Origin of the sequence: Prosthecobacter debontii (assembly GCF_900167535.1) — a bacterium.
GTDB lineage: Bacteria > Verrucomicrobiota > Verrucomicrobiia > Verrucomicrobiales > Verrucomicrobiaceae > Prosthecobacter > Prosthecobacter debontii.
In genome coordinates this window covers 57,469-70,633 of the sequence record NZ_FUYE01000013.1, presented here as the reverse complement: position 1 = coordinate 70,633, position 13,165 = coordinate 57,469, and the positions used below count along the sequence as shown (strand labels likewise).

Sequence of the window (13,165 nt, the reverse complement as noted above, 5' to 3'; positions counted from 1 at the left end):
TCGCGTTTGCCCCTCAGCGTATGCTTTTCACAGTATCCACCCACCCCCATGCCTACGCCTCCCTTTCATTACCAGGAACTCTTCGAACTCGGACAGGACGACACGGAATACCGCCTCCTCACGAAGGAGCACGTCAGCGTTCAGACCTTCAATGGAAAAGAAGTCCTCTGCGTGGAGCCGCAGGCCCTCACTCTCCTGGCCAATCAGGCCTTTCATGACATCAACTTCTTCCTCCGCCCCAAGCACCTGAAGCAGGTCACGGCCATCCTCGACGACCCCGAAGCCAGCGAGAACGACCGCATGGTGGCCCTGACCTTGTTGAAGAATGCCGACGTCGCCTCCGCCGGGCTCCTGCCCTTTTGCCAAGACACCGGCACCGCCATCATCATGGGCAAAAAAGGCCAGCAGGTCTGGACGGGGAGCAGCGATGAAGAAGCCCTCTCCAAAGGTGTCTATGAAGCCTACACGGAGAACAACCTGCGCTACTCTCAGAATGCCCCGCTGAACATGTATGATGAGAAGAACACGGGCACCAACCTGCCGGCCCAGTTCGATCTCTACGCCACCGAAGGCGACGCCTACAAGTTCCTCTTCATCTCCAAAGGCGGCGGCTCCGCCAACAAGTCCTTCCTGTATCAGGAAACTCGTGCCGTGCTGAACCCGAAAAGCATCGTCAAGTTCCTCACGGACAAGATGCTCACCCTCGGCACCGCCGCCTGCCCGCCCTATCACCTCGCCTTCGTCATCGGCGGCACCTCAGCCGAGGCGACCATGAAGCACGTCAAGCTCGCCTCCACCAAGTATTACGACAACCTGCCCACCACCGGTAACGAGCACGGCCGCGCCTTCCGCGATGTGGAGCTGGAGGCCCAAATGTTGGAGGCCGCCCGCACCTGCGGCATCGGCGCTCAGTTCGGTGGCAAATACTTCGCGCTTGATGTGCGTGTCATCCGTCTGCCCCGGCACGGAGCCTCCCTGCCCATCGGCATCGGTGTCTCCTGCTCGGCCGACCGCCAAGCCAAGGGCAAGATCACCCGCGATGGCGTCTTCATCGAGAAACTGGAGACCAATCCGCTCCAATACATCCCGGAAGAACTGCGCCACCGCAAGGATACCAACGCCGTGCGCATCGACCTGAATCAGCCGATGGAGGCCATCCGCGCTGAATTGAGCAAGCATCCCGTTACCACCCGCCTACTTTTGAATGGCTCCATCGTCGTCGCTCGCGACATCGCCCACGCCAAGCTGAAGGAGCGCCTCGATGCCGGTGGCGAGCTGCCCGACTACTTCAAGGCCCACCCCGTCTATTACGCCGGCCCGGCCAAGACTCCCGCCGGCATGCCCAGCGGCAGCTTCGGCCCCACCACCGCCGGGCGCATGGACAGCTACGTCGATCTCTTCCAGAGCCACGGCGGCAGCATGGTGATGATCGCCAAAGGCAACCGGGGGCAGCAAGTCACCGACGCCTGTAAAAAACACGGCGGCTTCTACCTTGGCAGCATCGGCGGCCCCGCCGCCATCCTGGCCAAAGAGAACATCAAGAAAGTCGAAGTCGTCGAGTTCCCCGAGCTCGGCATGGAAGCCATCTGGAAGATCGAAGTCCAGGACTTCCCCGCCTTCATCCTCGTGGATGACAAGGGCAATGACTTCTTCCAGAGCGTCGGCCCCGGCTGCTCCGTGAAGCATTGAGCCAAGGCAAGCCCGAACGAAAAAGCCCTGAGTGATCAGGGCTTTTTAAAGGGTGTGTTTTCAAATTGGGGAGGGCTCGTTGAGTCAGAACGGAGGTCAGGGCCAGGCGCGAGCGCCGTGCCTGTATCCTCTGCGATACTGGCCCAGCGCAGCAACGCCGCCATGGCCTTCGTTCTCACTCAACCCGAAGGGCCCGCAAGAAGGAGCCGAATAGCCGCGTTGAACGCCTCGGAGTTATGTCTCCATAACCCCGTCGGCGTTCGCCTTGCTCTTGAGCTCCTTCTCGCGGGCGAGCCTCTCCCGAATTTTAAAACACACCCTATCGTTGTAGGCTACTCATGCGTCTCCTTCCCCGCCTCCTCAGCATCGCCATCGTGGCCCTCACCCTCACCAGCCACGCCGACTCCCCTTCACGTCCCTTTCTCTGCTGTGACTATGGTGGTAATACCATCAGCATCGTCACCCCCAGCGGCCAGATCGAGTGGCAAATCGAGACCAAACGCCCGCAGGACTGCTGGCTCCTGCCCAATGGCAACATCCTCTTCGCCTACCTCGACGGTGCCCAGGAGATCACCCGCGATAAACAAGTCGTCTGGGAATACAAAGCCCCCACCGACACCAAGGTCGAGTGCCATGCCTGCCAGCCCCTCCCCAATGGCGACGTCTTGATCGTCGAATGCGGCACCAGCCGCCTCATCGAGGTCAACCGCGCCGGAAAGATCGCCAAAGAAATCAAGCTCGTCACCACCTGCGAAAAGATTCACAACCAATTCCGCGGCGCCCGTAAAACCGCCAACGGCCACTACTTCGTCACCTTCAAAGGTGAGGGCAAAGTCGTCGAGCTCGACCCCACCGGCCAAGTCCTCCGCGAGATCCCCGTGCCGGGAGATCCCCATGAAGTCGTGCCCCTCCCCAGCGGAAACCTCCTCATCACCTGTGGCGACGGGCACAAAGTCCAAGAGATCGCCCCCGACAGCCAAGTCGTCTGGGAGCTCAACGAAAACGACCTCCCCGGCAACACCCTCCGCCTCATGGCCGGTTGCCAGCGCCTGCCCAACGGCAACACCGTCTTTTGTAATTACCTCGGCCACGGCCATCTCGGCGAGCAACCCCAAGTCTTCGAGGTCACTCCCGACAAAAAAGTCGTTTGGGAATCCGCCGACCACGCCCACTTCAAAGACATCAATCAAATCCAAGTCCTCGATGTCACTGGTGATGTGACCCAGGGTCAAATCCTGCGCTGACCTCCCCCCAAGCCCAACGGGCTTACGTCATTGAGCCCAGGGTTGCCCCAACCCTGGGTTTCGCAGAACCCCACCACCATGAATGTCGGCGAACCCCAACGGGGTTCTGTCCATGAAGGCTCGGTCTAACATGAGGTGCGGAGATAAAACCACCCTCAACGACCACCCGACGATGGACGCAACCCCGTTGGAGTTGCCCAGGATCTCAAACGCCCTCGTGCACGCTACCCAGGGTTCAGAGAACCCTGGGCTGAAAGACACAATGCCGTTGGCATTGATGCAGACACCCAATAGAGCATGGATGTGAGCTAGGGGTTTCACGAAGAACAGCATTCATATCGTAAGGCCATCGGCAGGGATCAGGGAATCCAATGGGGAGGGATGTCCCACACGGCTAGTTTCATGAATAATGGCCCCATATCTTAAAGCCTATGGTCTTGAACCTGATGCATCAAATCACGCAATGGCTCTGGAAACAGTTCGCATCACTCGCGGTTTTCACCATGCCTTGTTGCCGCTTCCCTCCCAAGCCCAACGGGCTTGCGTCATTGAGCCCAGGGTTGGCACAACCCTGGGTCTCGCAGGCCCCCACCGCCACGCATCGCGGTGAACCCCAACGGGGTTCCGTCCACCGGTAAAACAAATTCCCTTCCTCATCTCGCCTTCGTCGCCTCTTGCCAATTCCAGCGTGATCGTTCACGATGCCCCATGCCGCAGTCCCTCGCCCGCGTCATTCTGCACACGGTTTTCTCGACAAAAGACCGCATGCCTTCTTTTCAAAACCCCAGTTTTCGCCAAGAGGTCCATGCCTATTTGGGCGGGTGTTTAAAAACGTTAGACAGTCAGCCTCTCATCATTGGGGGAGTCAGTGATCACGTGCATCTACTGGCCACATTACCGCGCACGCTTTGCATCGCGGACTTGGTGAAAGAGGTCAAACGCAGTTCCACCCATTGGATTCAGAATCAGGGGCAAGAATTTTGCAACTTCCATTGGCAGGCAGGATATGGTGTCTTTTCCGTCTCAGAATCGCAGCTTCCACCCGTGACACGTTACATTGAAGATCAAGAAGCGCATCATCGTGGCGTGACCTTTCAGGATGAATATCGTGCCCTTCTGCGTAAGCATGGCCAGAAGTGGGATGAAGCCTACGTGTGGGATTAGAAAGGCACCATTCGGGAGAGTGTGTCCACTCACCCCGATGGACGCAACCCCGTTGGGGTTGCCCGCCCCACGAAATACTCACACGCAGACGACCCAGGGTTCTGAGAACCCTGGGCTGAGGGACACAATGCCGTTGGCATTGAGAGGTATGCAGAACCCCATGGCACCGTGCGCGTGTTCTGCCACACCATGTCTGCATGTCATCACCTCATCCGGTGTTTCCACATTCATGCCCGTGCATCACGTCGAACCATATCTGCGTGTTATCACCTCATCCCGTGTTTCCACATTCACGCCCAGGCATCGCGTCGAACTATACCTGCGTGTCATCACCTCATCCCGTGTTTCCACATTTACGCCCGGGCCCCGCGTCGCACCATGTCTGCGTGTCATAGCCTCTAACCAACCAATTCAGGGCCAAGCCCAACGGGCTTGCGTCGTTGAGCCCAGGGTTGCCCGGGATTTCAAACACCCTCGTGCACGCTACCCAGGGTTCAGAGAACCCTGGGCTGAAAGACACAATGCCGTTGGCATTGGAGGGGATGCAGGATCGTATGGGACCGGGGGGTGTCCTGCCACACCATGGCTGCGTGTCATTGCCTCATCCGGTGTTTCCACACTCACACGCAGGCTCCACGTCGAACCATGCTCGCGTATCATCACCTCAAACCGGCCCGCTCCAGGGCCAAGCCCAAAGGGCTTGCGTCATTGAGCCCAGGGTTGCCCCAACCCTGGGTTGCATGTATGATGCGGGAATTTGCAGAGCAACCCCAACGGGGTTGTGTCCATCGTGGTGACTGGAAATTAACTTCGAACGATGCATCCCGATCCTCATGTAGGCATCGCGATATCGACGGGACTAAAAGCGACCTCGATACGGACCTTGAAGGGCCGGGACTGCCGGGGGGGCAGATGGCCGGGGCGACGAGGCTGTTTCGGTCGAGTCGATTCGCTGGCAATATGCCGCCTCATTGCCTCGTTTTTCTCCCCATGTTTCTGCGTTTTTGCCTGCCTAGCCTTTTGCTTTTGATCACCTCCACTCTGCTCGCGCAGGAAGCGAGCCCGAAGCCTCTCAAAGCCCTGCAGGAGAGCTACGATGTGGTCATTGCAGGGGCGGGCACGGGGGGCTTTGGCGCGGCCATGCAGGCGGCGCGGATGGGGGCCACGGTGCTGCTGCTGGAGGAGACGGACTACATCGGCGGGCAGATGAATGCGGCGGCGGTGACCTCCATGGATGAAGGGCCCATCATCGTGCGGGAGCGCGGGCTGTATCATGAGTTTGTCGATGCGGTGAATGCCCACTACAACAAGCTGGGCATGAGCGCGGAAACCGCCTATGGTTTCCGCCACATCTGCATGGAGCCGCACGTGGGCCAACAGATCCTCTACGACATGCTGGCGGAGGCCCGCACGCATACGAAGGCGCTGGACATCACGCTGCAAGCCCAAGTCACCGAAGTGCTGAAGGAGGGGAATGCGGTGACGGGCGTGAAAATCACGTCGGGGAAAAAAACCCGCACGATCCAGAGCAAGATCCTGATGGACGCCACGGAGTGGGGCGATGTCATCCCGCTCACGGGTGCACGCTATCGCGTGGGGAATTGCTTCAATGACAACGTGGATATGAAGCGACGCATCCAAGACCTGACCTGGACGGCGGTGATCAAAGAGTATCCGCAGGGCGTCCCTGATGAGTTGGTGATCCATGAAGCACCTCCCGGCTACACTCCGGCGGTGCATCAGGGTTTTGTGCGCACGCTGGCAGCAGGCGATGACATTCTCTCAAAAGAGGCGCCTTGGAGCTTTGAGCGGTTCATCCGGTATCGCGGCATGCCAAACAGTGAGCAGCCTAACAAAGTGGGTGTCATCACGCGCACACACATGAATTTTAACAATGACCACCCGACCACGATTGGCGATGTCGAAGATCTGACCTCCCGCCAAAAGACGCTGCGCTCGGCGATGCTGAAAACGCTGCACCTGCTCTATTACGTGCAGCACACGATCGGGAAAACGGATTGGAGCGTCGCGAATGATGAGGGCTACGACACGCCCTACAATCGTGCGCAGATGGACGCCTGGATCGCAGATCAACCGGAGCTGGCCCCGTATCGGGACATCCTCTACCACTTCTCGATCATGGCGTATGCGCGTGAGAGCCGCCGCATCGTGGGCCTGCATACGCTGAGAGCCCGCGAGATCGAACGTAAGCCGCGCCAACCGACGGAGTTCATCAACACCATCGCGCTGGGTGACTATGCGGTGGATCTGCATGGCTCCAAGAAGCCGGAACTTTTGGAGCTGGATCTCGACCCCGTCGAAGATATCCCTCAGGGCAGCTTTGGCAGTCACGGCACCGGCCCGTTTGCCATTCCCTTCGAGTGCTTCATTCCTGAGACCGTGGATGGTTTTATCCCCGCTGAGAAGAACATCTCTCAGTCTCGCCTCGCCAATGGCGCGACTCGTTTGCAACCCAGCACCATGCTGATGGGCCAGGCCGCCGGAGCCATCGCTGCGCTCGCAATTCAGAACCAGGTCCAGCCTCGTCAGCTCGACCCGATCCTCGTCCAAGACACGCTTCTCAAAACCGGTGACACGCTCCAGATCACCCCCTTGAAGGACATCGCCAAAACAAGCTGGGAATGGCAGCCGGCGCAGATGGTGACGGTGCGGGGGCTGATGAGTTTGAAAGAAGGCAAGTTTCTGCCTGACCAACCGCTCACTCCCGAGGCCGCCGCCCAGATCTTCAAGTGCGCCTTTGACCAAGCCGTGAAGTTTCCCACCCCGGTCACTCCGACCGTGTTTGCGGAGAAGCTGAAAAAGGCCCTGGCTGAGCATCAAGTCACCCTGACGGGACTGGATAACCTCGCGAAAACAAGCCAGGCGATGACACGACGCGAAGCCGCCGACTTGATGGCTCAGGGCCTTGTCAAACTCGCCCAAGCTCGTCAAACCCAGACCCCGCAAACCTTCGCTTGGCCCGCCCCACGCACGCCCACGCCGATTGACCTCGCCGAAATCTCTCCGCAACTCGCCGCGGACCTGCGTGTCTTGATCGACCACAAGCTCATCAGCTCGTTTGACTACTGGATCGCCCACGCCACGGAAAACTCCACCTGCTCGGGCAAGAACGTCGGCATCCTTTTGAAAAACACCGCGCGCAGTCTCCAACCGCAACGCCCCGCCGATGAAGCCGTGATGACCTGTGTCGAAGAAGGTATCCTGGGAACGCCCGGCTACTGGCAAAAGAGTGCCGTCGAAGGCAGCACCTGCTCAGGCACCAACGTGCAGACCGTCATCCGCCGGATCGCGCAGATCATGCTGACCAAGAAGCCGCTCAAAGCAGCAGCGCCCTCTGCCTAGCTCTCATGCCGCGAGATCCATATCAGTCCTTTTTTTCTTGCTCTAAAACACCTCTCCATGGGTCATGAAGTTCAATGGCATCGGCATGCTCTGCCCACCATTTTTTGAGAGCCTTGAGTTGCCGCTCTCGAACTCCGCCTTCGCCAAATTCAGGATAGAAGGTGGTGTAGTTCTCAAAGAAGAATCTTGGGACATTGCTGTTCTTGGCTGAGTTTGACAAAAGGACCAGCAGCCTCTGCTGAAGAATGAACCTGAGTTGATCTGGATCGAAAATCAGATTTTTCGCCCCCTCATCCAAGGGAGCGAAAACCTCCAGCACCCGCGGCATGGCCCCTTTTTCCCCGCGTCTGGCCAAAGTCAATGCCGCCCAAGCTCCTGCAACACCAGGCAGCTGGCTATGCTGTCGCAGACGCTTCAGCCCTTCGTCTTGATTCTCAAAACAGAGGTAAATGGCTGCCATGACCTGAATAAGTGGATCACGGGCCTCTTGCAATCGCATGAATAGCTCTGCCCGATCTCCCTGCGCAGCGAAGCACAGCCGGATCAGCACATGCTTGCAAGCAGCTGCATCATCACTCCGAGGCCAAGCGATCAACATGGCCACCAAAAAATCAGGATCATACGCAACAAGGTTTTCCACTGCAGCATTCCAGGCTTTCGAAGATTCTGGATCAACAATCACAAAAGGATTCCCTCCCAGACGGCTATCATCAGATCCTAACTCGCTGACCCTCTGGCGATATTTCAACAGTTCATCTTCATTCGGCCTAACTTTATTTACTTTTTCCTGTGCCACGACTTCCTCAGACTGATTTTCTCGATTCAACCGCTTAAAGATGGCATGGCAGACGTTGTTCAACTGAATCACGCTGTCCTCTGACCAAGCATCGGTGTTCTGTTTTTTACACTCGTCGAGGGCCACCTGAACGCCTCCACGTTCCAACGCCCCCCAAAGTCCGAGGACTTTTTCATGAGGAGCCATCTCCAACATTTGCCTGATCAGTGCCTTTGCATCCGTGTGTTTTTGCAAAGTCTGTAGCCTTGCCGCAGTCTTCGCGATATCCTCCTCAGAGATTTCAAGGTCCTCCCAAAGCCTTCCGTTTTCGTTGGAACGAGTTCCTTCAACAAAGTGCAAAAACCGTCGATGGTCACTCCGCAGGATCGACAAAATAGTCTGCCGTTCTTTCTCATTTTCGGATGCTTCGAGAAACTTTTGAATTACCTCCTCAGCCTCTTTAACCGAAGTGACGCTGTCGCCAAAAGAAGCTTTCAAAGCAGGCAGATACTCCAGCTCCCAAGTCCCAAAAAACAAAGCAAAATAGTCAGCGGGAATGGTCCAAAAAAGATCTGACGAGTTGCGCTCCATTGGAGCTTTGATCTTGGCCGCCATCACCAGCATCCGTTCTCCGCACAATCTGACCGGATAATGATTTCCCATCGAATCCGAAAACTCTTCCATTAAGAACTCGGTCCCGACGGCCATCCCCTTCAAAGACTCCTCCACCCGATAGCGAGCCACAATGCCTCCAGCCGTCACACATTCCACCACACCGATAAAATCTGCTTCCTGAGCCAGCTGCTCCCAAGTCGGGACAACCCAAGACGTCGCCTGCACTTGACGCGAGCTCAGCAGCATTATCACAACGACTCCTAACATCAACATGCGGTTGATCATGCTTCGAGATTCTACGGCTTTCGCTCCAGGCATTTCAAGCCCGCATGATGCTCTTTCAATTTTATGGAGCATTCCCTCGCGCAGAAACCAATCATAACCTTGTCCGAAAATGGCGAGCAGAGATTCCTTTTCTGCGCCATCCTCGGGGCATGATACTTTCTGACGACACGTGCTACAGCGCCCTGCAAGCGCGGGACTCCCGTTTCGATGGGGTGTTTTTCACCGCCGTCAAAACCACGAGCATTTATTGCCGCCCGGTCTGCCCCGCACGGACCCCCGCTCGCCGTTCCTGTCAGTTTTACAGCACCGCCAGCGCTGCCGAGGCGGCGGGGTTTCGCCCCTGCCTCCGGTGCCGCCCGGAACTGGCCCCTGGATTCCGCAGCACCTCCCTGGCGGAAGCGATCTTGAAACGCCTGCAAGAGCGTGCCGTGGAGGGCTCTCGCCTGGCGGCTCTGGATGCGGACCTCGGCCTGAGTTCACGGCAGGTGCGCCGTTTATTAAAAACCGAGTTCGGCGTGAGCCCGGTGCAGGTGGTGCAGACGCAGCGGCTGCTTTTAGCCAAACAGCTTCTCCAAGAAACGACTCAACCGATCAGCGAGATCGCCCTGGCATCGGGATTCCGCAGCCTGCGCACCTTTAACACGGTCTTCCAGCAACACTATCGCATGGCCCCCAGTGCGTGTCGGAAAGGGACACGCCAGCCCGTGGACAGCATCCGTTTGCGCTTGGCCTACCGCCCCCCTTTGGCCTGGGAGGCCTTGATGGATTACTTTCGCAGCCGGTTGGTGCCTGGAGTCGAAGAAATCCAGGATCATGAATACCGCCGAACCGTGAAAATCGGCCATGCCGAGGGCTGGATGCGTGTTTGGCCGGAGGTGGCCACCTCAGCTTTGATCGTCGAAGTCTCCCCTTCCCTTTCCCGTCATCTGGGCAGCCTTCAATCTCGGGTGAGACGCATGTTCGACCTCGATGCCAGCCCGGCAAGCATCCATGAAGTCCTGGGCGATGATCCTCTGCTGGCCCCGACCTTGAGCCGCTTTCCAGGTCTTCGAGTCGGCGGCACCTGGGATCTTTTCGAGCTCGCCGTTCGTGCGGTCTTGGGCCAGCAGATCACAGTCGCTGCCGCGACGACCCTGTCCGGTCGGTTGGCGGAGCGACTCGGGGAACCTATGTCAACACCCTTTGCCGCCTTGCACCGTCATGCCATTACCGTCGAGGCGATGGATCGGTTATCCCTCGATGATCTCTGCCGTTTAGGCTTGGTCCGTGCACGGGCGGAAACGCTGCGGCATCTCACCACCTATGCGCTGCGGGGAGGACTGGATTTCCCAGTGGGCTTGGATCACGAGGCAGCCGTGGCTCGTTTGGTCCAGTTACCCGGCATCGGCCCCTGGACAGCTCACTACATCGCCATGAGAGGACTGCGTTTTCCGGATGCCTTCCCGGCTGCGGACTTGGGTCTGCGGAAAGCGGTCGGCCAAGGTGAGCTTGCCCCGGCACGTGTCGTGGAACAACGCTCTCAAGCCTGGCGTCCTTGGCGCGCCTATGCTGCCGCAGCCCTCTGGAAAAGCCTCACCTAACCAATTTTCATTCATGATCCCCACCCTCTTTTATACCACAACGTCCTCTCCTCTTGGCGGCATCACCCTGGTGGCCAGTGAGAAGGGCCTCGCTGGCTTGTATCTCGAAGGCCAAAAGCATTGGCCCAAAGATGCTCACCTGTGGCTCCGCCAAGACGATACGACACGTTTCGATCCTGCTCTGCACGCCTTGGCCAAGTATTTCATGGGTAAACGTCTCGACTTCGATCTGCCACTGGATCTGGTCACCGGAACGGCCTTTCAGCAGCAGGTCTGGCAGGCACTGCAAGAGATCCCCGCAGGCCAAACCTGGACCTACGGACAACTCGCGGAACGACTCGGGACGCCCGCCGCTGTCCGTGCGATCGGCGCTGCGGTCGGTCGAAACCCGCTCTCCATCATCATCCCCTGCCATCGGGTCATCGGCAGCAGCGGCTCACTCACCGGTTATGCCGGCGGGCTGGAGCGCAAGCAGTGGCTCCTGGAGCATGAGGGCGTCACACTGCCGATGAGTTGAGAATCCAGCGGGGGGCTAACTATCCATTGTTAGGCCCTGCGCTATCCCAGGCATCCTCGGCATCCAGATGCTGGCGGTGCAGATCCTGACGGAAGACAGACTCCAGATTCTCCAGGTGCTGCCGCGCCGCAGAGATATAGCTGGCCTCATCCTCATTGAAGTGCTTGGCCAGTTCAAAAACACTGCTTTCGTCATAACAGCGGAAGATCTCCACGGCCCGCAGCGCCCGATGGGCTCGATACCCCAGCGCACGCAAGGCGTCGGTGCTCAGATCCAGCGCACTGGCAAAGGTATCCCGGCGAAAGTCAGTCACACCCCGATCAATCAAACGGTAAGCATGATTGCGGTTGAGAGCCCGGGCTAAGATCCGCAGATGCGGAAACTCTCGCTGAACCAGATCCACGATCTCCATCGATTTTTCTTCATCATCCACCGCACAGACAAAGAGTTTCGCTTTCTCCGCCCCTGCGGCGGCCAGGAGGTCGGCACGTGATGCATCCCCATAGAAGGATTTCAGACCAAATCGTCCCAGCATCTCCACCTGGTCGGGATCGTTATCCAGCACCGTGACGCCGAAGCCATTCGCCTGGAGCAAGCGCCCGATGATGTGCCCGAAACGACCAAAGCCAGCCAAGATCACAGGGTGATCGTGAGACTCCACAGCATCTGGCTCTCGAGGTGGCGTGAGCTTGGCAAACTTGGGCTGAATGAGGCGATCATTGGCAATCAGCAGCAGCGGGGTCAAAGCCATGCTGACCGCCACAGCGGCATTGAGGGGCTCACTCAAGTCCGGGCTGAGCAATCCCAGACCTCCAGCCGTGCCTAACAGGACAAAGCAAAACTCCCCGCCCTGAGCCAAAGCTGCCGAGAAGATGAAGGAAGCCCCCCACCCCAGGCGAAACAGACCTCCTAAAATGAGTAACACCAAAAACTTGCCCCCCATCAAAGCGAGAACGAGCAAGCCGATTTTTCCAGGCTGATCCATCACCAGTCCCAGGTTCAAACCAGCGCCCACGGCAATGAAGAATAAGCCCAGCAGCAGACCTTTGAAGGGTTCCACATCCGCTTCGAGCTGATGCCGATATTCACTTTCGGCTAAGACCACACCGGCAATGAAAGTGCCCAGCGCAGGTGAGAGACCGACCATGTGCATGAGCCACGCCACGCCAGCGACCACCAGCAGCGCCACCACCGTGAACATCTCCCTCAACTTGGAAGCGGCCACATAGCGAAACACATAGCGGGACAGGTAATGCGCCGCAAAGACGACCCCCACCACCACACCGATGGTCGCCGCCGTCTGCGCCCACTGCGGCAGATGGGCCAGCGCCGACTCATGACCGGAGGCATGTCCGACATCTGTAGGGGCCCCATGGCCATGCACCTCTGCGAGCCAAGGCAGGAACGCCAGGATCGGAATCACCGCGATGTCCTGAAATAGCAGCACGGAGAAACAGGCCTGGCCGCCCCGAGTATTCAGGATACCCCGCTCCGCTAGCGATTGAATAACGATGGCTGTCGATGACATGGCCAAGATCAGACCGATCGTCACCGCCACCGGCCAAGCCATCCCCAACATGAGAGCGCCTCCGGCCATCACAGTGGCGGTGCCCAGCACCTGAGCACTCCCCGTCCCTAGGATAGGCCCCCGCAGACGCCAGAGCAAACTCGGTCGCAGTTCCAATCCGACGACGAAAAGCATCATGACCACCCCGAACTCCGCAAAGTGCTGCACGTCTTCCACCTCCCCGACCAGCTGCAAGGCTGAAGGGCCGATGACGATCCCCGCCAGCAGATAGCCCAATACGGACCCGAGCCCGAATCGTTTGGCGATTGGCACGGAGATCACCGCTGCCAGAAGATAGATTACAGCCTGGAAAAGAAATACGGAGGTCATAAGCAAGCGGGAGAGCCCCTCCCACAAACTCTCAAA

The 13,165-nt window shown here is 58.3% G+C and carries 8 protein-coding genes; 6 read left to right on the top strand and 2 right to left on the bottom strand.

Features of this window, described 5'->3' with window-relative positions:
• Positions 1–48: 48 nt before the first annotated feature.
• The 4 genes from B5D61_RS17650 to B5D61_RS17630 all read left to right on the top strand — a co-directional run bounded on the left by B5D61_RS17650 (position 49) and on the right by B5D61_RS17630 (position 7,460).
• A complete protein-coding gene (locus B5D61_RS17650) occupies positions 49–1,689 on the top strand; it encodes a fumarate hydratase (RefSeq protein WP_078814752.1) in 1,641 nt (546 codons plus the stop codon).
• A 338-nt stretch (positions 1,690–2,027) separates the two neighbouring features.
• The gene (locus B5D61_RS17645; RefSeq protein ID WP_078814751.1) at positions 2,028–2,933 is read left to right on the top strand and encodes a beta-propeller domain-containing protein; all 906 of its coding nucleotides are present in this window, start codon (positions 2,028–2,030) and stop codon (positions 2,931–2,933) included.
• Between the two features lie 708 nt (positions 2,934–3,641).
• On the top strand, positions 3,642–4,097 hold the full coding sequence (locus B5D61_RS17635; RefSeq protein WP_078814749.1) for a transposase: 456 nt from the start codon (positions 3,642–3,644) through the stop codon (positions 4,095–4,097).
• 990 nt (positions 4,098–5,087) lie between these two features.
• On the top strand, positions 5,088–7,460 hold the full coding sequence (locus tag B5D61_RS17630; protein ID WP_176159503.1) for an FAD-dependent oxidoreductase: 2,373 nt from the start codon (positions 5,088–5,090) through the stop codon (positions 7,458–7,460).
• Positions 7,461–7,482: 22 nt separating this feature from the next.
• On the opposite strand, the gene B5D61_RS17625 is transcribed toward B5D61_RS17630, so the two are convergent.
• Positions 7,483–9,135: a hypothetical protein gene (locus B5D61_RS17625; RefSeq protein WP_176159502.1), complete on the bottom strand. Its 1,653-nt coding sequence runs from the start codon at positions 9,133–9,135 to the stop codon at positions 7,483–7,485.
• Between the two features lie 149 nt (positions 9,136–9,284).
• Here B5D61_RS17625 and B5D61_RS17620 point away from each other — a divergent pair, with 149 nt between their 5' ends.
• Together B5D61_RS17620 and B5D61_RS17615 are read left to right on the top strand one after the other, a co-directional pair.
• Positions 9,285–10,715 (top strand): DNA-3-methyladenine glycosylase 2, encoded by a 1,431-nt coding sequence (locus B5D61_RS17620; RefSeq protein WP_078814825.1) that lies wholly within the window; start codon positions 9,285–9,287, stop codon positions 10,713–10,715.
• A 13-nt stretch (positions 10,716–10,728) separates the two neighbouring features.
• The gene (locus B5D61_RS17615; protein WP_078814824.1) at positions 10,729–11,232 is read left to right on the top strand and encodes a methylated-DNA--[protein]-cysteine S-methyltransferase; all 504 of its coding nucleotides are present in this window, start codon (positions 10,729–10,731) and stop codon (positions 11,230–11,232) included.
• A gap of 19 nt (positions 11,233–11,251) precedes the next feature.
• On the opposite strand, the gene B5D61_RS17610 is transcribed toward B5D61_RS17615, so the two are convergent.
• Entirely contained in the window at positions 11,252–13,129 is a 1,878-nt protein-coding gene (locus tag B5D61_RS17610; RefSeq protein WP_078814746.1) for a monovalent cation:proton antiporter-2 (CPA2) family protein, read from the bottom strand.
• Between the last annotated feature and the right edge of the window lie 36 nt (positions 13,130–13,165).